The 24620-nt window shown below is 41.1% G+C and carries 24 protein-coding genes and 2 tRNA genes; 10 read left to right on the forward strand and 16 right to left on the reverse strand.

Annotated features, from left to right (window positions below):
* Positions 1-85 precede the first annotated feature (85 nt).
* Complete coding sequence (locus tag AAEU30_RS09780) at positions 86-1567, forward strand: FMN-binding glutamate synthase family protein (protein ID WP_421960335.1); 1482 nt, start codon at positions 86-88, stop codon at positions 1565-1567.
* A 26-nt stretch (positions 1568-1593) separates the two neighbouring features.
* Here AAEU30_RS09780 and mtnK read toward each other — a convergent pair whose 3' ends face one another.
* Positions 1594-2811 (reverse strand): S-methyl-5-thioribose kinase, encoded by a 1218-nt coding sequence (gene mtnK, locus AAEU30_RS09785; protein WP_421960336.1) that lies wholly within the window; start codon positions 2809-2811, stop codon positions 1594-1596.
* 132 nt (positions 2812-2943) lie between these two features.
* On the opposite strand from mtnK, the gene mtnA reads away from it, so the two are divergent.
* On the forward strand, positions 2944-3969 hold the full coding sequence (gene mtnA / locus AAEU30_RS09790; RefSeq protein WP_421960408.1) for an S-methyl-5-thioribose-1-phosphate isomerase: 1026 nt from the start codon (positions 2944-2946) through the stop codon (positions 3967-3969).
* Here the strand turns inward: mtnA and AAEU30_RS09795 are convergent.
* Genes AAEU30_RS09795 through AAEU30_RS09810 form a run of 4 tightly spaced genes read right to left on the reverse strand, consistent with a single transcriptional unit; the run spans position 3966 to position 6170 of the window.
* Complete coding sequence (locus AAEU30_RS09795; protein ID WP_421960337.1) at positions 3966-4304, reverse strand: gamma-glutamylcyclotransferase family protein; 339 nt, start codon at positions 4302-4304, stop codon at positions 3966-3968. The genes mtnA and AAEU30_RS09795 overlap by 4 nt on opposite strands.
* Positions 4305-4330: 26 nt before the next feature.
* Positions 4331-4873: a 1,2-dihydroxy-3-keto-5-methylthiopentene dioxygenase gene (locus AAEU30_RS09800; protein ID WP_421960338.1), complete on the reverse strand. Its 543-nt coding sequence runs from the start codon at positions 4871-4873 to the stop codon at positions 4331-4333.
* Positions 4870-5556, reverse strand: a complete 687-nt coding sequence (gene mtnC / locus AAEU30_RS09805) for an acireductone synthase (RefSeq protein ID WP_421960339.1) — start codon at positions 5554-5556, stop codon at positions 4870-4872. Before mtnC ends, AAEU30_RS09800 begins: the two co-directional genes overlap by 4 nt.
* Positions 5553-6170, reverse strand: coding sequence for a methylthioribulose 1-phosphate dehydratase (locus tag AAEU30_RS09810; RefSeq protein WP_421960340.1), 618 nt, complete (start codon positions 6168-6170; stop codon positions 5553-5555). Before AAEU30_RS09810 ends, mtnC begins: the two co-directional genes overlap by 4 nt.
* 98 nt (positions 6171-6268) lie before the next feature.
* Here AAEU30_RS09810 and AAEU30_RS09815 point away from each other — a divergent pair, with 98 nt between their 5' ends.
* Together AAEU30_RS09815 and AAEU30_RS09820 are read left to right on the forward strand one after the other, a co-directional pair.
* A complete protein-coding gene (locus AAEU30_RS09815) occupies positions 6269-7411 on the forward strand; it encodes a methionine aminotransferase (protein WP_421960341.1) in 1143 nt (380 codons plus the stop codon).
* Positions 7399-8175: an amidohydrolase gene (locus AAEU30_RS09820; protein ID WP_421960342.1), complete on the forward strand. Its 777-nt coding sequence runs from the start codon at positions 7399-7401 to the stop codon at positions 8173-8175. The genes AAEU30_RS09815 and AAEU30_RS09820 overlap by 13 nt, the downstream gene beginning before the upstream one ends.
* Before the next feature lie 642 nt (positions 8176-8817).
* Here AAEU30_RS09820 and AAEU30_RS09825 read toward each other — a convergent pair.
* From AAEU30_RS09825 to AAEU30_RS09835, 3 genes are all read right to left on the reverse strand, one after another.
* Positions 8818-8910 (reverse strand) — tRNA-Ser (locus AAEU30_RS09825).
* Positions 8911-8961: 51 nt separating this feature from the next.
* Positions 8962-9052, reverse strand: a tRNA-Ser gene (locus tag AAEU30_RS09830).
* Between the two features lie 212 nt (positions 9053-9264).
* Positions 9265-9405, reverse strand: coding sequence for a hypothetical protein (locus tag AAEU30_RS09835; protein WP_176372489.1), 141 nt, complete (start codon positions 9403-9405; stop codon positions 9265-9267).
* 374 nt (positions 9406-9779) lie between these two features.
* Between AAEU30_RS09835 and AAEU30_RS09840 the strand changes: the two genes are divergently transcribed.
* Positions 9780-10607 (forward strand): diacylglycerol/lipid kinase family protein, encoded by an 828-nt coding sequence (locus tag AAEU30_RS09840; protein ID WP_421960343.1) that lies wholly within the window; start codon positions 9780-9782, stop codon positions 10605-10607.
* A 32-nt stretch (positions 10608-10639) separates the two neighbouring features.
* Here AAEU30_RS09840 and AAEU30_RS09845 read toward each other — a convergent pair whose 3' ends face one another.
* A complete protein-coding gene (locus AAEU30_RS09845) occupies positions 10640-11569 on the reverse strand; it encodes a DMT family transporter (protein WP_421960344.1) in 930 nt (309 codons plus the stop codon).
* Positions 11570-11685: 116 nt separating this feature from the next.
* Here AAEU30_RS09845 and AAEU30_RS09850 point away from each other — a divergent pair, with 116 nt between their 5' ends.
* Positions 11686-13128 carry an aminotransferase-like domain-containing protein gene (locus AAEU30_RS09850; protein WP_421960345.1) on the forward strand — a complete coding sequence of 481 codons (1443 nt, stop codon included), beginning with the start codon at positions 11686-11688 and terminating at the stop codon, positions 13126-13128.
* Between the two features lie 62 nt (positions 13129-13190).
* Here the strand turns inward: AAEU30_RS09850 and AAEU30_RS09855 are convergent, their stop codons facing one another.
* Positions 13191-13988 carry a YggN family protein gene (locus AAEU30_RS09855; RefSeq protein ID WP_421960346.1) on the reverse strand — a complete coding sequence of 266 codons (798 nt, stop codon included), beginning with the start codon at positions 13986-13988 and terminating at the stop codon, positions 13191-13193.
* A 391-nt stretch (positions 13989-14379) separates the two neighbouring features.
* On the opposite strand from AAEU30_RS09855, the gene AAEU30_RS09860 reads away from it, so the two are divergent.
* Complete coding sequence (locus AAEU30_RS09860) at positions 14380-14568, forward strand: PA3496 family putative envelope integrity protein (RefSeq protein ID WP_087531252.1); 189 nt, start codon at positions 14380-14382, stop codon at positions 14566-14568.
* Between the two features lie 51 nt (positions 14569-14619).
* Here AAEU30_RS09860 and AAEU30_RS09865 read toward each other — a convergent pair whose 3' ends face one another.
* Both AAEU30_RS09865 and AAEU30_RS09870 read right to left on the reverse strand, forming a co-directional pair.
* The gene (locus tag AAEU30_RS09865) at positions 14620-15108 is read right to left on the reverse strand and encodes a glutathione peroxidase (RefSeq protein ID WP_421960409.1); all 489 of its coding nucleotides are present in this window, start codon (positions 15106-15108) and stop codon (positions 14620-14622) included.
* A gap of 68 nt (positions 15109-15176) precedes the next feature.
* Positions 15177-16046 carry a LysR family transcriptional regulator gene (locus AAEU30_RS09870; protein ID WP_421960347.1) on the reverse strand — a complete coding sequence of 290 codons (870 nt, stop codon included), beginning with the start codon at positions 16044-16046 and terminating at the stop codon, positions 15177-15179.
* A 155-nt stretch (positions 16047-16201) separates the two neighbouring features.
* On the opposite strand from AAEU30_RS09870, the gene AAEU30_RS09875 reads away from it, so the two are divergent.
* Positions 16202-17356: an iron-containing alcohol dehydrogenase gene (locus tag AAEU30_RS09875; RefSeq protein WP_421960348.1), complete on the forward strand. Its 1155-nt coding sequence runs from the start codon at positions 16202-16204 to the stop codon at positions 17354-17356.
* Between the two features lie 7 nt (positions 17357-17363).
* On the opposite strand, the gene AAEU30_RS09880 is transcribed toward AAEU30_RS09875, so the two are convergent.
* Together AAEU30_RS09880 and AAEU30_RS09885 are read right to left on the reverse strand one after the other, a co-directional pair.
* Positions 17364-17663 (reverse strand): AzlD domain-containing protein, encoded by a 300-nt coding sequence (locus AAEU30_RS09880; RefSeq protein WP_087531249.1) that lies wholly within the window; start codon positions 17661-17663, stop codon positions 17364-17366.
* Positions 17660-18367, reverse strand: a complete 708-nt coding sequence (locus AAEU30_RS09885) for an AzlC family ABC transporter permease (RefSeq protein ID WP_421960349.1) — start codon at positions 18365-18367, stop codon at positions 17660-17662. The genes AAEU30_RS09880 and AAEU30_RS09885 overlap by 4 nt, the downstream gene beginning before the upstream one ends.
* Before the next feature lie 122 nt (positions 18368-18489).
* Between AAEU30_RS09885 and AAEU30_RS09890 the strand changes: the two genes are divergently transcribed.
* On the forward strand, positions 18490-19146 hold the full coding sequence (locus AAEU30_RS09890) for a cytochrome b/b6 domain-containing protein (RefSeq protein WP_421960350.1): 657 nt from the start codon (positions 18490-18492) through the stop codon (positions 19144-19146).
* A 61-nt stretch (positions 19147-19207) separates the two neighbouring features.
* On the opposite strand, the gene AAEU30_RS09895 is transcribed toward AAEU30_RS09890, so the two are convergent.
* Together AAEU30_RS09895 and AAEU30_RS09900 are read right to left on the reverse strand one after the other, a co-directional pair.
* Complete coding sequence (locus tag AAEU30_RS09895; RefSeq protein WP_421960351.1) at positions 19208-19660, reverse strand: c-type cytochrome; 453 nt, start codon at positions 19658-19660, stop codon at positions 19208-19210.
* A 139-nt stretch (positions 19661-19799) separates the two neighbouring features.
* Positions 19800-20270: a DUF2721 domain-containing protein gene (locus AAEU30_RS09900; protein ID WP_421960352.1), complete on the reverse strand. Its 471-nt coding sequence runs from the start codon at positions 20268-20270 to the stop codon at positions 19800-19802.
* A gap of 239 nt (positions 20271-20509) precedes the next feature.
* Here AAEU30_RS09900 and AAEU30_RS09905 point away from each other — a divergent pair, with 239 nt between their 5' ends.
* Complete coding sequence (locus AAEU30_RS09905) at positions 20510-24568, forward strand: S8 family serine peptidase (protein WP_421960353.1); 4059 nt, start codon at positions 20510-20512, stop codon at positions 24566-24568.
* The last annotated feature ends 52 nt before the right edge of the window (positions 24569-24620 follow it).

The following is a 24620-nucleotide window of genomic DNA, read 5'->3' on the forward strand; positions in this document are numbered from 1 at the left end:
CTGACCTATACATTTACATTGAATTATCTGCTCTAAATTGTATGCTCTTTATTAAGAATGAAAAATAACCAGCAAGGGGCGTTGCGTGAGTAGTTTTATTATTTTTAGTATCGATGTATTTGCCAGTTTATTTATCGTGGTATTTGGGTGTTTAGTTTTATTAGTAATTTACTTTTATATTAGTGACGTTACTCAATCCAAGCACGCGATTCGTAAAAATTATCCGGTGATTGGGCGGTTTAGGTATTTCTTTGAACGCCAAGGCGAGTTTTTTAGGCAGTACTTCTTCGCAATGGATCGTGAGGAAATGCCATTTAATCGCGCTGATCGTAGCTGGGTGTATCGTGCAGCGAAAAATGTTGACCGCACTACAGCGTTTGGTTCGACTCAAAGTTTAGAAGCAACTGGTACTGTGATGTTTATGAACTGTGCATTCCCAACGTTAGATGAAGATGCTCTCGATCCCAGCGCTGTTACATTGGGTCCTTATTGTCCTGAGCCCTACATAACCAAATCATTATTTAATATTTCAGGCATGAGCTTTGGTGCTTTGTCTAAGCCTGCGGTAAGAGCGCTATCAAAAGGCGCAAAAATCGCTGGCTGCTGGATGAACACGGGGGAGGGTGGATTAAGTCCATATCACTTGGAAGGGGGCGCTGATCTGGTATTTCAAATTGGCACAGCTAAATATGGTGTTAGGGACGAACACGGTAATTTAAGCACTGAAAAACTTAAAGCGATTGCTGCTCATGAACAAGTTAAAATGTTCGAAATTAAAATGAGCCAAGGCGCAAAGCCGGGCAAAGGCGGTATGTTACCAGGCAAAAAGGTCACCGCTGAAATTGCCGCTATTCGTGGCATACCCCAAGGACATGATTCGATTAGCCCAAATGGACACTTAGAAGTAAAAACACCATCAGATATATTAGATATGGTTGCTAAAGTGCGTGAAGCCACAGGCAAGCCGACAGGCTTTAAAGCGGTGATCGGTGCTTATGCTTGGCTAGAAACGTTATTTGCGGAAATAAATCACCGAGGCATAAAGTCAGCTCCTGACTTTATAACTATTGATAGCGCAGATGGCGGCACTGGTGCTGCACCGCAGCCATTAATGGACTCTGTTGGTTTACCACTGAGAGAAAGTTTACCTTTAGTTGTGAATATGCTGGAAAAACATGGCTTACGCGACCGAATCAAAGTGATTGCATCAGGCAAGTTAATTGTACCATCACGCGTAGCATGGGCGCTTGCGCTGGGTGCTGATTTTGTTGTATCAGCCCGAGGCCATATGTTTGCATTAGGTTGTATTCAAGCGTTGCAATGTAATAAAGATACTTGTCCTACAGGTATAACAACTCATAACGAGCGACTGCAACGAGGCTTAAATGTTACAGATAAAGCTCAGCGCGTAGCTAATTATAATAAGTATATACATTATGGTGCAGGCTTAATTGCTCATTCTTGTGGTGTGTTTAGTGCGCGTGAATTATCGCGAGAGCATGTACGTGTAGTTCAAGAAAATGGTTTATCAGAACCGCTTGATAAAATGTATGAAAATTACCAATAAAAATGGCGCCTAGGCGCCATTTTTAATTAGTTGAGTAAGCTGATCAATAAGGCAAAAAAATCATCTTTGTTGTTGCAGCTGTGCGCGTTTACCATCAATTGCTCACCAAGAATCAAGGTTTGCTGTTGCACCGCTAAGCGCGCTTGACTGTCTTCAATCCCATCTATGTCAGCCACATGGGCCAAGCCAATTGTGCGGCGAATTAATTCTGCGCCGCAATAACCTACCGCATCTTGCAGCACTTGTTGTAAGTAATAGCGTGCAAATTCAGGGGTCGCCAAACTTGCATCATTACTATGGTGGGTAATTAAATTCAGCCATTTTTGTTCAAATAAAGTGTAACAATCTTGCAGGCAGGTAAGTAAATGGGTTTGGTATTGGCGGCGTTTTGCCAGCTCAGTTATACGAGCGTTTTGGGCACAATAATTTAATAAGATATTACCCATAAATGAGCCGATATCAAAGCCAACAGGACCAAAAAAGCCAAACTCAGGGTCGATGATCTTAGTTGTTTTTTGATCAACAAAAATACTGCCACTGTGCATGTCACCATGTAACAGTGTTTGTGGACACGCTAAAAACTTAGCTTTTAATTTTGCTGCTGCTAATTTTAGTGCTGAGTTATTACGAATGCTGGCTACATTTTCACTCAGTTCTGTGGGGAAATTATTACGTTCATGAATAATATAGGGGTCACTAAAAAATAAATCTTCGGTGATTTGACACAATTCAGGGTTACTAAATTGGCAGACCTTGGCTTTTTTATGTTGTGCGGTTAGATAAAAATCTGAGTTATAAAAGCCTGTATAGCTTAAGTAATGTGCCACATGTTCTGCAACTAAAGGAAATTGTTCAGCCTTAATTTGTGCGCCCCGTAATATTTGAAGATGGCCTAAATCCTCTAGTACTGTGAGTGCGAGTTCAGGGTTGTAATGCAGTACCTCTGCTGTGTGTTCTGAGCAAATAGCACCGTGATTAACAAGGACTTCAGCCTCAATACGGGCGCGATCTAATGTAAGTGGCCATGATTCTCCAACACAGCGAGCATAGGGCAGTGCTTGTTTTAAAATCACACTGTTATTGCTTTCATCGTTTACTCTAAATACCAGGTTCAAATTGCCATCGCCAAACTCATAGGCTGTCAGTTTTGCTTCTTTTTTAAAAAAATCTAGGCCGCCATTTTTAATAAGGTGTTTAATATAATCAACAGCATGTTCGGCATTAAAAGCAAAGTATTTGGCCATAAATAGAATCTCATAAAATAAGCAGTTGTAGCATTCTATACCTTCAGCTATTTAGATGTCTATACTTCTTGGTTGTGTGATTTAAAAACTGCTGTAGAATAAATAACAGCGAAAACATTGTCAGGATTAATGATGCAAGATCTCATAGCGAGCAGCTTAAAATATCAAAATAATACATTAAGTGTATTAGATCAGTACCTATTGCCACATCAGCAAACGTGGCATGTGTGCGATGATGTAGCCACTATGCGGGATTTAATCTTAAGCTTAAAAATACGTGGAGCACCACTTATTGGTTTAGGTGCAAGTTTACTTGTTGCGCATTTAGCTGAGCAGGGCGCCACAAAAGGCACATTGGCAGCAGCGATTGATGAGCTAGAAGCTACCCGGCCAACAGCGGTTAACCTTATGCACTGTATGGCAAAGTTACGTACTGCCTTACAACAAGATGATTTTGTTACAGCCATTGTAAGCAGTGCGGTCAACTTATTTAATGAAGATATCGCCTTATGCGAAAGCATGGCTAATCATGGCGCGGAGCTGGTGAAAAGTGGTGATAATATTCTTACTCATTGCAATACTGGTGCACTTGCAACGGCAGGGATTGGCACTGCTTTAGGTGTTATTTATAAAGCGCAGCAGCAACATGACAATATCCATGTTTGGGTTGATGAAACTCGGCCACTACTTCAGGGTGGAAGACTAACTGCGTTTGAGCTTGAACGCTGGCAGATACCGTATACGCTTATTTGTGACAATATGGCAGCAAGCTTAATGGCCGCAGGCAAAGTGGATAAGATTTTTGTTGGCGCTGATCGTATCGCTGCTAATGGCGACTTTGCTAATAAAGTTGGTACGTATAATTTAGCGGTATTGGCGCACTTTCATAACATCCCATTTTATGTAGTTGCCCCACTAACAACTTTAGATGTAAACACCGCATGCGGCGAAGATATTGAAATAGAGCAACGTAATAGTGCAGAAGTGCGAGGTGTTAGAGGTAGTTTTGGTGAGGCGTTATGGGCACCAACAAATGCTCACGTTTACAACCCCGCATTTGATGTGACTCCAGCCAAGCTTATTACTGGTTGGGTGTTAGATACAGGCGTCTATAACCAACAACAAGTGTTAGCTGGTGAATTACAAAGGCTGGTTTAACAGCCTTTTGCCACATATACCCATGCATTAATTCCGCTGCTAAATGACTCTTCTATACGAATGTAGTCATCAACTTCATAGCCATCGGCATTGGCGAGTTCTTGCTCGGTGATGATAAAAATAGTGCCGGTTACGGTATCTGTTGCAAGGCCAGTTTTAATTAATGCTGGATGAAACCGCTGGCCACTGCTTTTCAGTACGGCGGCATCGGTGATCTCAACTTCGCCTACCACGTAACCTTGTAGTGTATCGGCTTGGCCCTCAAGTAAGCGGCCAAAGGTATCAAGCTGTACTTGATCAAGTTGCAGCGTACCGTATGAAAATAGCTTTTCCATTTAAACTCCTTTACTAAATGATGCCTTTAATCTAATAGTGGAAACTGCTTAGCAATATTAGATTCTGTACTTTGCGCCACCCATCCTTCAACATTATTGAATAAGCGAATAGCGGTAAACTCAGGATCGCTGCCCATATCAAACCAATGAGGGGTAAACTCTGGTACAGAGATTAAGTCACCTTGTTGGCAAAGCACTTGATAAACCTTGTCGTTAATATGTAGGCAAAATAGGCCTTGGCCTTTAACAAAAAAGCGCACTTCATCTTCACTGTGGGTGTGTTCGAATAAAAACTTAGCACGAAGCTCTTCAGCAGCTGGATTGCCTTTTGCTAATGAAATTACATCAACCGTTTGATAGCCACCTTGTTGTTTTAAGCGAACAATATCAGCGCTGTAGGCTGATATTATTGCTTCATGGCTGGTATCTGAGTTAATCGGAGCACTTGCTTGCCACTGTTCAAAACGAACATTCACTTTATTCAGCTCAGCGGCAATTTGTGTTGTATCTTGGGTATTTAATAAGGCGTTGCCGCCGTTACAATCAGCAAAAATAGTCAGTTCGCTCATGCTAAATGCTCCGCAGTGAATTGGCTAAAGTCATTTATATAGTTATGCTCAGTAGAGTTTGCTTGACCATCACGAATCAAATGTAGGGTCTTTAAACCTGCGGCTTTAGCAGCATCGAGCTCTGCGGCTACATCACTTAAAAATAACACTTCGTTAGCGGCAAAAGGTAACTTGGCAATAATATTCTTATAAGCGCTGGCTTCTTGCTTGGCACCCACTTTGGTATCAAAATAATTCGTAAATAAAGGCCGAATATCGCCAAAATCGGAGTGTTGAAAAATTAAATGCTGAGCTTTTACTGACCCCGATGAATACACATAAAGCTGTTGACCTGCTTGCTGCTGAGCTTGTAAAAATTGGTAGGCATCGGGATATATATGGCCAGTAAAATCACCATTTTCATAGCCAGTTTGCCAAATCAGGCCTTGTAACTGTTTTAGTGGGGGGATTTTTTTATCTGCACTAATCCATTCAAGTAACGTGTTAATTACGGTGTCTATATTTGCATTGGGTTGATCAATAAGCACCTTAACCGCATCTATTTGCTCAGCAACAACAGTCTGTTGCTGATTGGCTTTTACAAATGTAGGCAATTGCGCTGTTGCATAAGGGAATAGCACTTCTTTTACAAACGAAATGCGGGTGATTGTGCCTTCAATATCGGTCAGTAGCGCTTTGATCATGATTCTAATCCAACTAATTTTAAGCGTTCTAGTTCACATGAGAATAAGAACTCGAGGCCTTCTAATTGTCGGCGTACTTCACGAATATCACGGCCAACTACGTATAGGCCATGGCCTCGAATAAGCACACCGTGCTCAATAGGAGTGTGTAAATGATGGTCACTAACTAATAAACTTAAACGGTCAATATCTTGGTCGTTATCAAAAATAGGAATGCTTAAAGTATCTAAATGAGAGGTTACCCCACGCAGTGACTTTTGCATTTCGTAGCCTTGTAGGTTTAAGCTGTGGCCTTTAATAATGCGAGATAAAACAGTCGCTGCGACGGAGTGTGTATGTAACACAAAGTTAGCATTAGGAATTAGTTTATACATGCTTAAATGTAATTCAGTTTCAGCTGATGGCTTAGCAGCGCCGGCTTGTCTATTTCCCTGATGATCCAGCTCAATGAAGGTATGAGTCCCTAACTTCCCTTTATCAAAACCGCTCGCGGTCACTACAAAACCAGTGTTAGTACGGGCAGAAAAATTCCCCCCTGTTGCAGGTACCCAGCCTTGTTGGCTGATCCACTTTCCGGCTTCTATTAGTTCTGAAATAGCGGTATTGTTGTGCATATATTCCTCGAGCTACCAAAGTTGTTTAGACGGCTATACTTCTGCTGTTTGCAATGATAGCATCGCTTCGCGCGCAAAACCATTATTAAGGGTAACCAGTGTTTGAAAGTAAATTGCCGAATTTAGGCACCAGTATTTTTAGTCAAATGACCGGACTTGCAAATCAGTATTCGGCGATAAATTTATCGCAAGGTTTTCCTGAATTTGATGCGCCAGAGTTACTTAAAAAGCAGCTTAATCATTATGTGCTTGAAGGTGCTAACCAATATTCGCCATCAACAGGTGTGCCGCGCTTGCAGCAACAAATTGCCCAACTGGTTAAGCGTAAATATGCAGCTGAAATAGACGCGACGAAACAAGTTACGGTTACCTCAGGGGCAACCGAGGCCTTGTTTGTTGCCATTCAGGCATTGGTGCGCGATGGTGATGAAGTCATCGTATTTGACCCCGCTTATGACTCATACCAACCTGCGATTGAGCTAGCCGGTGGTAAGTCAGTTAATATTGCTTTGCAGGCTCCGAGTTATGCAATTGATTGGCAAGCGGTTACTGAGGCAATAAATAGTAAAACGCGGGCGATTATTATTAATACACCACACAATCCAAGCGGTAAAACGTTAAAGCAGCACGACATCAATACCCTTAAAGCCTTGGTAGCCGAGCATGATTTATATGTAATAAGTGATGAAGTCTACGAGCATATTACTTTTGATAACCAGCTACATTTAAGTGTGCTACGTGATGAAGAGTTGTTTGCTAGAAGCTTTGTGATCTCAAGTTTTGGTAAAACCTTTCACAGTACCGGATGGAAAATGGGGTATTGCATTGCGCCTGCCGAGCTTGCTGTGGAATTTCGAAAAATTCACCAATACGTCACTTTCTCAAGCTTTACACCTGCTCAACATGCGCTGGCTGACATGTTAGAGCAGCAGGGTGAGCATGTTGATCAGTTGAGTGAGTTTTATCAACACAAACGTGACGTGCTCAGTAATGCACTACAACAAAGTCGTTTTACTATATTACCAAGTGAAGGCACGTATTTTTTATTACTCGATTACAGTGATGTGTCGGATTTGAATGACGTTGAATTTTGCCAGTGGCTGGTAAAGCAAGCGGGCGTTGCGGCTATTCCATTGAGTGTGTTTTACCAACAACCCAGCAATGATAAAGTAATTCGCTTATGCTTTGCTAAAAATGAAGCCACATTGATTCAAGCTGCGGAGATTTTATGTCAACTTTAACCATCGCCTCTATTCAAACATCACTAAACTGGCTCGATAAAGAAGCTAACTTAGCTATATTTGACGGTATAATTGCTGATATTGATCATGTTGTCGATCTGATTTTATTACCTGAAACCTTTGCCACTGGCTTTGCTATTAATCTAGATTGTGCAGAGCCTGAAAATGGTAAAGTCCTTAATTGGATGATTGCTACGGCCAACTCAACCAATGCGGTTATTGCAGGCTCGGTACTCGTGCAGCAAGGTGATAAAAAAGCCAATCGCTTTTATTGGGTTTGGCCTGATGGCGAGGTGAAATTTTACGACAAGCGACACTTATTTTGTTTAGGCAAAGAAGGCAACTTTGTGAAAGCCGGAGAGCAACGCGAAGTGTTTACTCTCAATGGCTTTAGAATTTTACCGCAAGTGTGTTATGACTTACGCTTCCCGGTATTTCAACGTAACCGCAACGACTACGATGTGATGGTGAATGTTGCCAATTGGCCAGCAGCACGACGCAAAGTGTGGGATACCCTATTAATGGCCCGCGCCATGGAAAACGTGTGTTATGTGATAGGTTTAAACCGCGTTGGAGAAGATGGCAACGGTGTCGCTCATAACGGTGGCACGGCTGTGTATGATTTTAAAGGAGATACATTGGCTCAAGCGAAGGACAATGAAAGCTCTGTGTTGATCACAACACTTGATAAAGAGCCACTTGAGACATTTAAACAAAGCTTTCCAGCGCACTTGGATGCGGACGAGTTTAGTTTGGAGTGCTGAAATAAAACGATAGGCTTTTCATACTGATATTTGTGTCAAACGTGGGGATGGGCTTGCTTACGTCCATGTAATCAATCGCTTCGCGACGCTTGCAGCGGCCCCAAATGTTCCTGACATGTGAAAAAATACATCCCTATATTTTGCCCTTCGGGCCGCACTGCGTGCGTTTAACTTTGTTCCAGACAAAGTTTGGTCGAACCCTGGTCGAGGGTTCTCACCCTCCTTCATCGGTGTAAAGGTTACGGACATAAAACGATAGGCTTTTTATACTGATATGTGTGTCAAACGTGGGGATGGGCTTGCTTACGTCCATGTAATCAATCGCGGGAAGCGCTTTGCAGCGGCCTAAAATGTTCCACACATTTTATCGAGCCCTAGTCGAGGGTTCTCACCCGCCTTCAGCCATTTTTAACAACAAAAAAAGCCCCACAATAAATTGCGGGGCTTTCTTCGTTATTAAATGGCGGAGAAGGAGGGATGGGCTTGCTTACATCCATGTAATCAATCGCTTCGCGACGCTTGCAGCGGCCTAAAATGTTCCTGACATTTTATCGAACCCTAGTCGAGGATTCTCACCCTCCTTCATCGGTGTAAAGGTTACGGACATAAAAAAACCGCAATTAAGCGGTTTAATTTAATAAATGGCGGAGAAGGAGGGATTCGAACCCTCGATAGAGCTACAAACCCTATACTCCCTTAGCAGGGGAGCGCCTTCGGCCACTCGGCCACCTCTCCGGCGCATAAACTGTCATTTTGATGATCGAGTGAACCACCAAAATCTAATAATGGTGGAGAGATAGGGATTTGAACCCTAGAGGGGCTATAAACCCCTGCCGGTTTTCAAGACCGGTGCATTCGACCACTCTGCCATCTCTCCGTTGGGAAAGAATAATACGCAGGTGATTGAGGTGTGTAAATAGGAAAAAAGATCGTTTGCTGGTTTTTTGTTCTAAAAAGGGAGTTTTTTTCTAAAAGGGGAGAGTTTTAATAGTTTTAAGAAGAGGTTGCAGCAAACGAGGGAGCTAAAGAAGTATCTTCGTTTAGTGGTTGGGTGTTTGCTGCACCGCTAAAATAATCATGGTTGGGTGATTATTTGTATTGAATTACACCGCCTAATGCGAGTGCTTTGCTGTATCGGTTAAGTCTAGCAAGCATTTTAGCTTTGCGATTGCTTGATTTTACGGCAACATGGGTTGCTGCATTTTCATTTAATGTGTTTACTGGTTTCATTACTTTTGCTCCGGGCTATATCTGTTTTGAGAACGGGGCTATTTTGACGCTAAATTGCACAAAAATAAAACGATAAAAAGTAAGGTGAACAGATAAGAAAAACTAATGGATTGGCTTGTTATTAACGTGCGGTTAAGTTTCGTTTTTAACTAGGGTTTGCATAGTTATGTGTTTTCACCTGTTGCTAAGACGCTTTTATATGGGGTTTTTATAGTTTTTATATTTTTAATATGCATCTCACGCTGAATAAAGTGACTATTTATTCAGATTAATTTATTTTTTGTTTATATGTGTTTTTACATGGTGGTATAGGTTTGCCTATCAATGCTAATAATAATTAAGCCGAGTACGAAAAAAATCATAAAAAAATGTGCATGTGGTTGTATAAAGAGTGCGAAAAAAGACAAATTCGATTTGATGTCTTTATCACCACAGGCAATTTTGCAGTAGATTGCGCGGCCATTGCAAAATTAGCAAAGCCGCATAAGCGCGTGGTTGTGATTGGGGGAGATGGCACATTGCATTTGACGGTCAATGCGTTAATTAATACTGAGTGCTCGCTGGCGTTATTACCGCAAGGCACTGGCAATGATTTCGCTCGGGGCTTTTCTTGTAATATAAGCGATTGGCAAGAAAGTGTTTTTTCACAAAGTGATGAGCTTATCGATATTGGGCAGATAAATAACCGTTACTTTATAAATATTGCAGGGATAGGGTTTGATGCTTATGTAGTTAAAGCCTTACAAGATAAGCCTGCAATGTCTTCATTTGGCTATAGCTTTGCAGGGTTTAAACATTTACTCAGTTATAAACCGCGTAGGTTAGTGGGTAACTTTGCAGGACAGGCTGTATCTCAGATTAATTTAATTACTGTGTTTGCTAACCACCGTTACTTTGGTGGTGGGTTAGCCATTGCTCCCAAGGCACAATTAAACAATGGCCTGCTTGATTGCTATGCTATGAATGCGCGAGGGTCATTCGCAAACTTATACCGCTTTTTGCGTTTACTATTGCGTAGCCACCACAGCATGAAGGGGCTTATCTATCAGCAATTAAATAGCGCTGTGATTACAAGTGAAGGGTTATCAATAGAAGCAGATGGAGAGCTGATCGGCGAAACGCCGGCTACTATTAAAGTCCACCCGCAGGCACTACGGTTTTGTATCCCCGTTAAGGGCAATAAAAAAGCGCCTAACAAGTAGGCGCTTTGGCGTTAGTTGCGCTATTGCGCATTCTAACTGGGGATGGAGCTTTTTTGCTGAATTGCTCTTGCAGCAAAAAAAGCGTTTATTTTTTTAGTGGGCGTCAGCACGATTGCGTTACCAAGTAGTACTAAACTAAACCCTAAAAAGGTATTGCCTTGCCAAATAAAACCTTCGAACAATGTACTCAATGTTACTGCTACAAGTGGAAATAAAACGATAACGTAGCTTGCTCGTTCTGGTCCAATATTTTTAAGTAGTGCAAAATAGCAAGCAAAGGCAACAACAGTGCCAAAGACGGCTAAGTACAGCAGTGAATACCAATAACTTGCTGGTGCTGAAAAGCTAAAACTAGCATCGCTCAATAGTAAATAGATCAACAAGCCAACAGCGCTGTATAACATACCCCAAGCGTTGCCTTGCATTACACCGATGTGCTGTTTTGAGTTACGTACGCTCACCATATTTCCTAATGAAGCCACAAAGGTGCCACCTAGAGCAAGTAGTAAACCGACCAACACCTCGTTATTCAAGTCGAACTGCTGTAATTGTGGCCAGAACAAGCAACCAATACCTATCACACCGAGTAGTGCACCAAAGTAAATGCGTTTCGCGATGGGTTTGCCAAAAAATAACCGGGTATTCACTATGTTCATTAAAAGTAATAGCGAGAATGCAATTGACGCCATAGCTGACGTTAAATGGTTTTGTGCCCAATACAGCATTATGTAATTTAATCCAAAATTACATAATGCTAATAAAGCGAAGAAGCCATGATCTCGCTTGCTGTAATACATAGGCAGTTTTTTAACACTTACCCAACACCACATTAAAATGGCGGCTAAACCAAAGCGGTAAAATAGCGAGGTTTCAACTGCTATATCACCTAATTGAAATTCAATTGCGAGCCAGGTTGAGCCCCAAATTAAAACGGTGACAATATAAAGCGCGATACTTTTCATGGCTTTTTATCCAATGGGTTGACTAAGTGTGTATTCTAGTGCGGATGTGTATACTTAACATATACAGAAAACCATAAATGTAACCTATACAGATTTTGGGTTTGTGAGGCCGTGCTATGTCATTAGTGATCAGTAAGAGTAAGCAAGAATTTTTATACCAACAGGTGATGCAGTTAGTTCGCGAATTGTGCGATCAAGGTACCTTGCTACCGGGTGAAAAGTTACCTTCTCTGAGAAAAATGGCTGATAAATTAAATGTTAGTATTCCGACTGTTAAATTGGCTTATCAAACTTTGGAGTCGCAGGGGTTGGTTGAGGCGCGCGAAAAGTCAGGTTATTTTTTAAAGTCCGTTGCTATGCAGTCAGCCAGACCTAAGCGAGTTAAATTAAGCCGTGAACCAGTGTCGGTTAATATGCAGGTCTTAATTGAGCAGGTCTACGATGCAATTCATCAGGCTGATGTGGTGCCTTTTGGTATTGCAAACCCAGTGGCCGCTGCGCCGACCGACAAAATGCTTGCTCGGACTATGCGCCGAGTTATGTCGATGGCAGGTAGCCGAGCAATTAATTATGGGGCGATTGATGGCTATGCACCGTTAAAGCAGCAGTTGGTTAGACGTTATTTAGATTTTGGTATTGGGGTCGATAGCCAAGAGTTGGTGATCACCAATGGTGCTCAAGAAGCATTAACCATAGCGTTAAAATGTGTAGCAAAAGCTGGGGATATTATAGCGATCGAATCACCATGTTATTTCGGTATCATTGAATTGATCGAAAGTTTAGGACTTAAAGCACTGGAGATCCCTTTGTGTCCAGATGATGGGATCTGGCTTGATGATCTGAGTCAGGCTTTACAAGATCATGATATAAAAGCCTGTGTTTTTTCAACGGCGATCAATAATCCGGTGGGTAGCTTTATGCCGGATCATAAACGTAAAAAGCTGGTTGAGCTGTTGGAATCACAGGATGTAGTATTAATTGAAGATGATGTATACGGTGATTTGCACTTTGGCGCTGCGCGGGGCACACCCGCTCAAGCCTATTCCAAAAAAGGCTTAGTGTTAACATGTTCGTCGTTCTCCAAAACAGCGGCACCGAGTTATCGAGTCGGCTGGTTGATCGCTGGTAAATTTGCTGCACAAGCACGCCGTTTTAAGCGAGCATTTAGCTGCTCAACATCGTTGATCAATCAATGGACATTGTATGAGTTTGTTGCCAGTGGGGAGTACGAACGCAATTTAAAATTACTCAGACAAACACTGCGTAGTAATAAAGAGCGAATGATCTGGTGTTTACAACAGACCTTTCCTAGCTCCGTAAGAGTAAGCGATCCGCAAGGTGGTTGTGTAGTGTGGATTGATTTAGGTAAAAACTATGATAGCGTCAAATTATTCCAATTGGCATTAGAGAGTGGAATTAGCATTTCACCGGGTTATATTTTTTCAGCAACTAATAAGTACCGAAGCTGTATTCGTTTAAGTTATGGTCTGCCGTGGAGTGATCGTTTGGAGCAAGCAATTAGTACATTAGGTGAGTTGTTACCTTTGGCTAAAAAATAAAAAAGCAGCAGGGGCTGTTAAGACCAATGCTGCTAAAGGGATATCAAATTTTATATATTGATTTAATTATTTTGCTTATAGCTAAATAGTTGGTAATTTTTAAGTTCTGGAACAAGTTGTACGAGTTGCTGCTCTTGTTCTGCAATGGTTGAAAAATTACCACATAATGCATCGGCACGCTTTTCAAGTTGATTAGCTTGTAACTCTACTTTTTGTTCTATTTGCTCGCCCATGTTTTCCATGCGTTGCTCAAATGCTTGCATATCGCCGCCAGAACCCATTAATTCAGAGCCTAGTGCCATTAATATACTGCCCATTGATTGCATCATGGCCGACTCGACAGCGCTTTCGATTTGCTCATCAAAGTGGCTTTCAAAGTTTTCACCAAACTCATTGAAGCTTTGCTGACCCATTACAAAGGCGCCTTGCTGATAGAATGTATTCTCTACTTCAACTTCAATGTCGGCCATTAATTCATTTATACTATCAAAGCCTTGAATGTTAAACGCGCTAGCGACTTCTTCAATGGCGACACCCGCTATTTTTACGCCCTCAAGCGCAATATTTGCAACTTCAGGAAGTTGGCTACGTAAGCTGTCTGAGTAATCACTGATTGCTTGGCGTTGCTCGCTATCAAGCGCTAGTGTTTGGCCATCAATTAGCAGCTCACCATTATCACTAAAAACCATACTGTGATTATCAGCGGTGAAAATTTCTAACTCACTTGGTTTGATACGCACATCATTTTGAAATTCGACTTCACATGAATCACCACTAAATGAGATATTTGTATCGTGATCGTCATGAGCAATTGCACCTGTAGCAATAAATAAAGAGCCGACTAATAGTAATTTTTTCATTTTTGTAATCCTGCTAAGTGTTGAATTTAACTTTTGTTGATAAAGAGATATCAAGTTTGATGCCAACAATATAAATCAATTAAAAACAATGGTTTAATTGTTTTTAATGCAATTTGATATAATTTAAAAATTTAAAGAAACACTATAAATTAGTCATTTTGACTAAAATATTTAAATGCATAAAAGATGTTTATCGTTTCGATAAAAAACTCTCACTTTCCAGAATTCAAATTAAGCGCTATTTATTCACATTACTGACATACCTTCTTTATAAGATAGAAGGGTGGCTGTATTTGATGCTTTTTTACTGTTTAAAAGGCACTAAAATTTTTAACTTTACCAATGCTTGTATGAAGCTTGCATTGGTCTCAAACACTTTATGGAGTGGGTTGTGGGTAAGACATTTAGTTATGATGCGCTAGATGATGATTTTGTTGAAGACGAATATGAAATGGTTGGGCGCAATCAACACGACAAGAAGAAGCAAAAGGTGAAAAAAAAGTTGGAAGACTATCTAGAGCAAAAGCGTTTGCGTAAAAACTTAGGTGATGATGACTTTGATGAGTATTTAAATCACTAAGGGGATTTAAATAGGCTGTTAGTTAATACAAACAGCCTTTTACTATCTGAGCTAGCTTTTGTTCTGTAAAGCTTTCACTATGGTGCTTTCTATTTGCTGTGGTTTAGTAAACGGGGCAAAACGTTTTATTGCGTTACCGTCTTTACCTATTAAAAACTTGGTAAAGTTCCACTTTATTTTACGAGTTAAAAAACCAGGTAATACAGACTTTAAATGCCTGAACACAGGGTGTGCGTGTTTGCCGTTGACATCTACCTTGCTCATTATTTGAAAATCGACACCATAATTAATTAAACACCCTTGTTTAATTTGCGTTGCATCACCGGGTTCTTGCTTACCAAATTGATTGCAAGGAAAGCCTATGATCACTAAGCCTTGCTGATGGTATTTTTCATGTAATGTTTGTAAGCCAGCATATTGCGGGGTAAAGCCACATTGGCTAGCAGTGTTAACCACAAGCACAACTTTTCCTTCAAAGTTATTAAATTCAATAGGTTGCCCTTGCAGGCTGGTGGCACTAAGCTTATAAAAGTCGTTCATGGTGAAGGTTTTTTTATTTTTGTTTGTCAAAGTTTATCCTGTGTAGCAACAGACTTAAAGCCTAATTTTTAGTCATCAGAAAAACTAGCTAATAAGTATTCAATGAGTAATCGAACGCGGTACGGCATTAAATCCTTGCGCGGATACACCAGCCATGATGCATTATCTGTCACTTGGTATTCATCAAGTAAAGTGACTAGCTGACCTTGTTGCACATAGGGCTGTACAATATCACTGGCTAAGTGCGCAATTCCTAAACCAGCTAAAGTAGCGCTCAGTAATGCTCTTGGGTGGTTACTGCGCCAATTCCCATTTATTTTTACTTCTTTTATGTCACCAGCAAAACTAAACCGCCAGCGCTTACCCATGGCAACTAAGCAATTGTGATCTATCAGCTGTAATGGTGTAGTGGGAGATGTGTGATGCTCTAAGTATTCAGGGCTTGCAACTAAGGTCATAACACGTGAGCACAGTGGCCGAGCTATTAAGTTTGAGTCTTGCATGCGACCAAAGCGAATTGCTAAGTCAAAACCTTCTTCGACTAAATCAACATTACGATTGTTAAAGTCCATATCTACTTCGACTTCTGGGTAACGCTTTACAAACTCAACAATTTTAGGTGCAACATTGGTTGCGACAAACTCACCTGCACCCGTAATACGAATAAGGCCTTTTGGCTTGCGCTGCTCACCTTGCAATTGGGTGTTGGCATCAATTAACTCTTGTTTAATTGCTTTGAGTTTGATGGCGTACTCACGCCCGGCATCGGTGAGGCTTATTTTACGAGTGGTGCGTTGAAATAATACTGAACCTAAGCGGTTTTCTAATTGCTGAACCTGGCGGCTAATATGAGATGTTGAAACTTCCATCGCTTTTGCAGCATGAGTAAAGCTGCCATGCTCAACAACATGTAAAAATTCATCCAGGCCTTGCCACATTATTCTATCTCATAAAGTAAGTAATATAAGTATATTGCATTAATTATTGCAGCTGTGCAAAAGTGATTGCCTGATTTTAGTCTTTAATTTAGCGTTTAAACACTTACAATTACTTGGTCACCGAAAATACACACTATTCAAGCAATGGAGCAAGCATGTTAAATTTTAGTTTTGCAAACCCAACCAAGATTCATTTTGGCGAACAACAAATCGCGTTAATTAAAAATGAAATCCCAACTGACGCAAAAGTATTGGTTACTTATGGCGGCGGTAGCATTAAAAGTAATGGTATTTATGATCAGGTTGCTGAGGCTTTAAGTGATCATACTTGGTTTGAGTTTGCCGGTATTGAACCTAATCCTAGCTACCAAACATGCATGAAAGCAGTGGCTGTAGTTAAAGAGAAGCAAATAGATTACATTCTTGCTGTTGGAGGTGGTTCAGTCATCGATGGTAGTAAATTTATCGCTGCAGCGGCTAATTTTTCTGGCGAGCCGTGGGACATTCTGGCTAAAGGGGCAGAGATTAAATCTGCTATATCGATAGGTGTAGTACTAACTTTGCCAGCCACAGGCTCAGAGTCGAATAAGATGAGTGTGATATCAAACCTCGATACCGATTCTAAATTACCGTTTGGTAGCCCATTTGTACAACCTGAATTTGCAGTACTTGATCCTGCAGTTACTTACTCGCTGCCAAAGCGCCAAGTAGCTAATGGGATTGTTGATGCATTTGTGCATACGATGGAGCAATATCTAACCTATGATGTGGGCGGCAAGTTACAAGATAGATTTGCTGAAGGTATTTTAATGACCTTAATGGAAGAAGGCCCTAAAGCATTTAGTGAGCCTGACAACTATCAAGTACGCGCTAATATTATGTGGTCAGCGACGATGGCATTAAACGGCTTAATTGGCGCAGGTGTACCGCAAGATTGGGCGACTCACATGCTTGGGCATGAAATGACTGCAATCTATGGACTTGACCATGCACAAACGTTAGCGATTGTATTGCCGCGTATGATGGCTGAGCAAAAAGAAGCGAAGCGCGGTAAAATTTTACAGTATGCTCAGCGTGTTTTAGGGCTTGATACCAGCGATGAAGATGCGGCTATTGAGCAAGCGATTGCTGCAACAGAAGCGTTTTTCCACAGTGTTAATATGCCAACACGCTTAAGTGATTATGAGTTGGGCGAAGAAGTGGCAGACAAGATTGTAGAGCAACTAGAGCGCCATGGTATGACTGCCCTAGGTGAGCGCGAACAAGTGACGTTAGATAAAAGTCGAGCAATTTTACTCGCCAGCGTTTAACACTCGCTTAGTTTAATATCAAAAATAAACCCATACCGACCAGTGTTGTGTAGTAAATGTTGTGTGTTTTATACGCGACAATTATTGCAGCAATAGCAGCACTCAGGTATGGGTTTTGCCAATCAAGATTAATACCCTCCTCATTGACGAATACAATAGGTACCCATATTGCGGTAAGCACCGCAGGTGCACTAAAACTCAAAAATTGCTGCATTTTAGGGCCGACTCTAAAAGGTAGCGTGTGGTGTAAAAATAAGTAACGCGTGAAAAAAGTGATACAGGCCATGAGTAAAATTGTGCTCATCATAGTTTATGCTCCTGTGTTACTTGTAAGCGACTAATCATGTAACCAACAGACATGGCAATGAGTGCCGCTGTCACAAGCCATAGCTCAAACCCGTGGCTTTTTAAAATGGTTGCAATAACCCCTGCGGTGATCACTGTAGCCAAGGTGGCAATATTTTTAATGCCGGGGATAACCAAGGCAATAAACGTTGCTGCTATCGCAAAGTCTAAACCTAAGTTTGTTAAATCGGGTAATAAGCTACCGGCGAGGATGCCAATCAAAGTCCATAGGTTCCATGCTATATAAAAGCTAAACCCAGCGCTTAATGCATAGATCAATCGTGTTTTTGTACGATACGCCTTACGGTGATGAGAAAATGCAAATAGCTCGTCGGTCAATACAAAGCTAACTGGTAAGCGCCAACGCAAAGGTTGGTTGATTACTTTGTGGCGAACGGCTAAGCCGTATAGAAAATGCCGAGAACTGATTATAAAAGTGGTAAATAAAATTGTCATTAAGGGAGTATTACCCGCAATTAATTCAATGGCAACGAGTTGCGCCGATCCTGCGAAGACCAGTAAAGACATGGCTTGGGTTTCAACTGCAGTAAAGCCATTTTGTATAGCTAAAGAACCACACAATATGCCCCATGGGATCACTGCCAAGCACAGTGGTAGCATATCTAAAAAGCCTTTCAATAAAGCGCGCTTTGTAGTTAGTTTCATTATTTTTATTTATTATGAAATTTATATCGGTAGTCTGCCATAGATCAATTAACTATGAACAGTAAAGATGCTAACTTAGTGAAAGTTTGGGATAATAATATTTTTACTTAAAGGGGTTAATAATGGGTAAGCTTAAGGTGTGGGATGGTTTTATCCGAAGTTTTCACTGGTTATTAGTTATTGCAATTGCCACTTTGTATTTTAGCGCTGAAGAGGGCATGCTCGAACTACACTTTGTTGCAGGTTTTTTTACTTTAGCATTACTACTCACCCGTTTAATTTGGGGGGTAATTGGTAGTAAAACCGCAAAACTCACTGCGCTCATTCATTCTCCACTGGCTGCTATAAAGTCATTTAAGCTTGGCGATACTAAGCCTGGACATGGGGCTGCTGGCAGCTATATGGTTATCGCATTTTTTATTCTGATTTTGACACAACTGATCAGCGGCCTAATGACCACTGACGACATTTTAACTGATGGGCCGCTAGTACAATACGTATCGAGTAATATTGTTGAGTGGGCAGGTTGGGTGCATCATAGGAATTTTGATTTACTTTTCTACGCCATCATTTTGCACATTAGTGCGATTGTTATATACCGTTTAAAAGGCAAAAAGCTCGTCAAAGCGATGATCACAGGCAAAGCTGACGCTGAGCAAGAAAATGATCACACCCCGGTAACTAAAGCACCTTGGACTGCATTTGTCATCTTTGTAGTGCTATTACTCGTGTTAATGACGACATGGGGTGCAGAGCCGTTAAGCTATTTATTTAGTTAAACTTGCTTTGAAAAATAAAAACGGCGCTTTTAGCGCCGTTTTTATTGAAATTGAGATTTGCTTAGTCTTTAAAAGATTTATGGCAATCTTTACAACCTTTAGCCCAAGGGCCAAATGCTTTAGCAATGGCTTTTTTGTCGCCACTTTGTGCTGCAACGGCTAATTCATCAGCGTACTGCTGAAAAGCGACCGCTTTTTTCATAAAGGTTTCGTTGTCACTCCAGATAGCGGGTAACGCAGAAGTGTCGCCTTTATCTGAGCCCTCAACAAATGCTTCCCATGGCATTTTTGACAATGCAGCTGCATTATTTGCGCGGTGCTTAAAGCGCTCAGCGTCAAATTCTACTTTGCCTTTTAGCATGTCGCCCATGTCACCGATTTGTACTCGGATCATCGAAAACGCTGCTTGACGATATTCGATTGCGTCTTTAGGTTCTTCAAATGCTGAGTTAGCTGATGCGCCAAGTGTAAGAGTTGATAGGATAGTTCCTAAAAATACCTGCTTAAATTTCATTCCTTTTGCCCCTTGATAGATAATATTAGCTTTACAACGTCTGTTGTATCTTAGCATTAATAAGAATACAAGTTTATTGCGGTTAAACTTAACTGAGCTTTAACCGTTAAACGTAAGTTATCGTTTTTGATTCATATTTTTAGTCATTGATATCTATGTCAGCAAATATCATTCCTCTGCGCATACTGCGTGTGGCTAGGAATACTTCGCCAAGTAGCGACATGAATGCACAAATTAACAACGCCATCGCACCTACAAAGCAACTACCTATAGTCACCCCTAAGTTAATAGATTGAATGTGCGACAAAAATAGCAGCATGACCACTGCACACACTAATACCGCACTTAATACACTTAAACTAAATGCGATGTGAATACAGCGAGAACGTTTTAATAGAGCTCTAAGTTCAGTGGTAAGAGATAGGTTAAAATCTTCATCAATGCTTACTTTAAGTTTACGTTCAAGCTGGCGAGCGCGATCGGTGATACGTGCTAAACGATTTGAAAGCACGCCAAGAGTTGCGGCGATACCCGTAATTAAAAATACCGGAGCAACGGCCGTTTGAATAACTTTGGCCATTGTTAATATGTTAATAACTTCGCTATTCATTTATTTCCTTTTAATATTTTTCTGCTGATTTTTACAAAGTTTTACAATTAATGAAAAATCAATAAAGTTGTTTATTTACATGTTGTTATTGCTTTTTTTTGATGTTTTTAATTACTTTATGTAATCGATATGTAACTATGTTGTTGTCAATCTTTGCCAGGTAGTTTTATATTAGCTCACGAAATGTAATTTTAACCTTCGCTAGACACAATAATACAATAACTCATCCAGGGGAAATCATGTCTAAAAATCTAATAAAAAAAACAGCTGTCGCAACTGCTGTAACCGGTGTATTAATCGCAGGTGCAGCAAATGCCAACTCATTAAACCAAAGTGCACTTAAACACACCAGCTATACATCAATTTCGCAGGCAGAGGTCGCTGATAAAAAAGAGCCAACATCATTTTTAGTAGTATTAAAAGCAACCACTGCAGCAGATATGATGGAGCAAGGCACTTACAGTGTATCAAGTGCACGCACTAGTTATGACAACGTAGCTACACTACAGAGCCAAGTTAAGGACACCTTACTTTCTCTTGATAATAACGTAAAAGTATTGGCTGAAACCAAGGTTTTAGCGCCAACACTTATCGTGCAAGCAAGCCCAGGAGCACTCGAAAAAATAAAGAGTGATCCTCGTGTAGAACGTGTTCTTCCTATGTTTGACTACGATTTACATGTGGCAGCAACTGCTGACTATATTCAAGCATCTCCGCTAGTAAGCAGTGGTACATACACAGGTTCTACTCAAACAGTTGCTGTGTTAGACACCGGTATTGATTATACCCATTCTATCTTTGGTGGTGAAGGTACTGTAGAAGCGTATGAGGCAGCTCAAGCAGACCCAGAGTCAGTTACTTGGCCACAAGGTCAAGTTATGGGTGGTTACGACTTTATGCGTGACGATGCCGATCCAATAGAACATGATCCTGAAGTAGTAATACCTGATGTCGATGAGCCAACAAGTCATGGTACGTCAGTTTCTCACTCAGTTACCGGTATTGCACCAGAAGTTGAACTTTATGTATATTCTGTGTGTGGTGGAGGCTGTCCAAGCGCTGCGCAAGCTTCAGCTCTTGAAGCTGCAATGGATCCAAATGGCGATGGCGATACTGCTGATCATGTTGATGTTATTAACATGTCACTAGGTGGTGAATTTGGTGATACTTATATTGGCGGCGGCACACAATTTTTAATACAGCAAGCTGTTGAAGCTGGTGTAAACGTTGTTATTTCTGCAGGTAATGATGGTGATAACCCATTCCGTATCGGTGGTCCGTCTACGACTCCAAATGCTCTTTCTGTCGGTGCGATGACGCACCCTGCTAATGATGTAGGTGTTGCATCTGGTACAATTGCTGGTGAAGAAGCAATCATTCAGCCTTCAGGCTTTGGTCCACAAACTGCTTTTGCAATGACAGAAGCAGATGCTGAAGTAGTATACCCAGAAGAAAATCAAGATGGCTGTGTTGAATTTTCAGAAGAAACAGACTTTACAGGTAAAGCGGTAATCATAGATCGCGGTGCATGTAACTTTACTCAAAAAGTATTAAGTGCACAAAACCGTGGAGCGGCATTTGTATTTATCGCAAATAATGTTGACGATGGCACACCTGCACCAATGGGTGGTTTTGATGCTGCCGTTACTATTCCTAATGTAGGTATTAACTTTGCTGCAGGCGAGTCGCTAAAATCGGCTTTAGAAGCTGGTGAAGTTGCAACTTATAGTATTACCGTTGAGCGTAAAGTAACAGCTGGTGCTGTTGCATCGTTCTCATCACGTGGTCCATCAATGGACGGCTTGTTAAAGCCTGAAATCACAGCTCCTGGTACTGACATCATGGTTGCAGCTACAGGTACTCAAGATGGTCTTGCTCCAGCGACAGGTACTTCGTTCTCAGGTCCTATTACAGCAGGAGCTGTGGCACTTGTACGTGAAGCCCACCCAGATCGTACTGCGCTTGAAATCAAAGCAACTATCATGAACTCAGCAGACTTAAATGTGACTGTTGAGCCACTAAGTATTAACCCAGATTCGCCACTTGCACCAATAAGCTTAATTGGTGCTGGTTTAGTTAATGTTGATAAAGCAGCTAACCTACCTGTTGCCGCATGGGTTGAAAGCGATGAATTCCAAACAGCACAAGCTGCATTATCATTTGGTTTAGAGCGGATGACTGAAGCGACTAGTTTCATGAAAACAGTAACGCTTAAAAACTTCTCAGATGAAGATAAAACGTACGACCTTCGCATCGAAGAACGCTATATGAATGATGTTGATAGCGGTGCTGTTAGCTTTGATATCCCTCGCAGTGTAACGGTTGCAGCTAATTCAGAAACTACATTCGATGTAACGATGACTGTTGACCCAACTAAACTACATGAGTGGACTCTAGAAAACCCATTTGATGCAGATGATTTAGCTGCTCGAAGCCCTTCACTTACAATGGCAGAGTTTGATGGTGCACTCGTATTTGATGATACAGCAGATGCTGATTCAGACCACGCTTTACACCTTGTTTATCATGCACTACCTAAAGCAGGTGCTGAGCTTGAATTCTCATATGAAGAAGTAAATGGTGTTGGCGAGTTAGTTGTAACCAACGTAGGTGCTGCAACGGCTTATCCAGTTGCTGAATCTGTAGTTGCTACTAGTGAGGAGAACTCAGAAGCTGATTTTGATATCCTAAACACGACGTTTGCAGCTTATGCATCTGAAAACTGTGAGTCGGGCGTATTTATTACATCTTCTATCCAGTTACGTGATGAGATTACTCATATGCGCCAAGTAGGCGTTCGTATGAACTTAGATACTGATAACGATGGTGTTTATGATCACTTCATGATGAACTTGAATGATGTCGGACAAACTGCTGCAATACCTGGCCGTAGTCGTACATTAATTGGCACAATTGATGCTGATGGTATAGATGGTTGGCAGTGGGGCACGCCAATGTTCCATGCTGCCGGTGAAGATACTGTTACCTTCTCGGGGTGTAGTGAATTACTTGGCTTAGATGCAAATATGTTAGGTGGTACTGTTAACATTGAAGCTTCTGTTGGTTATCCAAGTTACCAAGCTGGTGTTTACTTTGAAACTGACAGTGTAGTTGGCTCTACAGTATTTGGTGCAAACCCTGTAGTAGATTTAACATCGACTGAAGATGCGGATACTAAAGTATCAGAGTTAGCTCCAGGACAAAAAGCGGTTGTAACAGCAGAAGGTGGCTTTGCTCTTGCTTCTTACACTGGAACGGATGTTTACACTAACTCTATGACGGACATGCCTGAAATGCCGGCCGTTCCTGACATTGTTGCTGCTGAACTTTCAATTAACGAAATGGCGCTTGATGGTATTACTATTGGACGTATTGAATTTGTTGAAGAGCCTACTTTACGTATTACAAACTTCACTGTAGTTGATATGTCTGCTCCGGGCTTAATGGTTGATGCAGAAACTGGTGATATTATCGTAGCAGATAGTGGCTTATTAGACTTTGAGTCAGATGTGAAAGAAATTTTATTAACAGTGAAAGCTACAGATTTATTAGGCTCTGAGTCAGAAGCTGCCGTGATTAAAGTTATGATCACCAATGATGCTGATGAAGTGCCAGTTGTTGCACCAGGTCAAAGTTTTAGCGTGATTGAGACTGCTGCAGAAGGTACTGTGATTGGTATGCTTGATTACACATTGTTTGAAAGCGCAGCAACTATGGTTACAGGCGGTAAAGTGTCTAATAGTACATCCGTAAGTGTAAATGACAAGGGTGAGTTAGTTGTGTCAGGTAGCATGAGCTACTACGATACACCAACACTGGCATTAGACGTAACTGTAATGGATGATAGTGGACTTGAATCTGAAGTTGTACAAGTAATGCTTAATGTAACTGCAGATCCAAAGGCTCACGCACCTGTAATTGAGGGCGGTCAGAAATTCCGTACAGATGAAAATGTGCCACTTGGTACAGTGTTAGGTCAACTTGCATTTTCAGACCCTGACGCAGAAACTTCCCCAATCACTCGTTTCATAGTATCAGGAACTACATTGGTTAAAGTTGAGCTTGATGGTTCAATTGTAACAATGGGTGAAATTGACTATGAATTTGATAACGAAATTGTATTTAGTGTTCAAGCTGAAGATAGTAAAGGTTATGTTTCAAAAGCTGTCAGTGTAGAAATTGACGTAAATAACCTACGCTCTAATGACGATGATGATAATGATACATCAGGCTCATTAGCTTGGTTATCATTACTAGTTGCACCATTTGCGTTTATGCGTCGTCGTAAACAAAAATAATAGTATAACTAGTAAATAATGATAGTTAATAAAGGGAGCTTAGGCTCCCTTT

The organism is Pseudoalteromonas mucoides (assembly GCF_049257175.1).
Classification (GTDB): Bacteria; Pseudomonadota; Gammaproteobacteria; order Enterobacterales; family Alteromonadaceae; genus Pseudoalteromonas.

Coding starts and splice junctions, on each gene's coding strand:
- AAEU30_RS09835 (WP_176372489.1), bottom strand. CDS start 9,405: ATGAAACCAGTAAACACATTAAATGAAAATGCAGCAACCCATGTTGCC.
- AAEU30_RS09820 (WP_421960342.1), top strand. CDS start 7,399: ATGTCAACTTTAACCATCGCCTCTATTCAAACATCACTAAACTGGCTC.
- AAEU30_RS09810 (WP_421960340.1), bottom strand. CDS start 6,170: ATGCACAACAATACCGCTATTTCAGAACTAATAGAAGCCGGAAAGTGG.
- AAEU30_RS09845 (WP_421960344.1), bottom strand. CDS start 11,569: ATGAAAAGTATCGCGCTTTATATTGTCACCGTTTTAATTTGGGGCTCA.
- AAEU30_RS09840 (WP_421960343.1), top strand. CDS start 9,780: ATGTGGTTGTATAAAGAGTGCGAAAAAAGACAAATTCGATTTGATGTC.
- mtnA (WP_421960408.1), top strand. CDS start 2,944: ATGCAAGATCTCATAGCGAGCAGCTTAAAATATCAAAATAATACATTA.
- AAEU30_RS09880 (WP_087531249.1), bottom strand. CDS start 17,663: ATGATGAGCACAATTTTACTCATGGCCTGTATCACTTTTTTCACGCGT.
- AAEU30_RS09870 (WP_421960347.1), bottom strand. CDS start 16,046: ATGTGGCAAGGCCTGGATGAATTTTTACATGTTGTTGAGCATGGCAGC.
- mtnK (WP_421960336.1), bottom strand. CDS start 2,811: ATGGCCAAATACTTTGCTTTTAATGCCGAACATGCTGTTGATTATATT.
- AAEU30_RS09850 (WP_421960345.1), top strand. CDS start 11,686: ATGTCATTAGTGATCAGTAAGAGTAAGCAAGAATTTTTATACCAACAG.
- mtnC (WP_421960339.1), bottom strand. CDS start 5,556: ATGATCAAAGCGCTACTGACCGATATTGAAGGCACAATCACCCGCATT.
- AAEU30_RS09895 (WP_421960351.1), bottom strand. CDS start 19,660: ATGAAATTTAAGCAGGTATTTTTAGGAACTATCCTATCAACTCTTACA.
- AAEU30_RS09900 (WP_421960352.1), bottom strand. CDS start 20,270: ATGAATAGCGAAGTTATTAACATATTAACAATGGCCAAAGTTATTCAA.
- AAEU30_RS09795 (WP_421960337.1), bottom strand. CDS start 4,304: ATGGAAAAGCTATTTTCATACGGTACGCTGCAACTTGATCAAGTACAG.
- AAEU30_RS09875 (WP_421960348.1), top strand. CDS start 16,202: ATGTTAAATTTTAGTTTTGCAAACCCAACCAAGATTCATTTTGGCGAA.
- AAEU30_RS09865 (WP_421960409.1), bottom strand. CDS start 15,108: ATGAACGACTTTTATAAGCTTAGTGCCACCAGCCTGCAAGGGCAACCT.
- AAEU30_RS09905 (WP_421960353.1), top strand. CDS start 20,510: ATGTCTAAAAATCTAATAAAAAAAACAGCTGTCGCAACTGCTGTAACC.
- AAEU30_RS09855 (WP_421960346.1), bottom strand. CDS start 13,988: ATGAAAAAATTACTATTAGTCGGCTCTTTATTTATTGCTACAGGTGCA.
- AAEU30_RS09885 (WP_421960349.1), bottom strand. CDS start 18,367: ATGAAACTAACTACAAAGCGCGCTTTATTGAAAGGCTTTTTAGATATG.
- AAEU30_RS09890 (WP_421960350.1), top strand. CDS start 18,490: ATGGGTAAGCTTAAGGTGTGGGATGGTTTTATCCGAAGTTTTCACTGG.
- AAEU30_RS09800 (WP_421960338.1), bottom strand. CDS start 4,873: ATGAGCGAACTGACTATTTTTGCTGATTGTAACGGCGGCAACGCCTTA.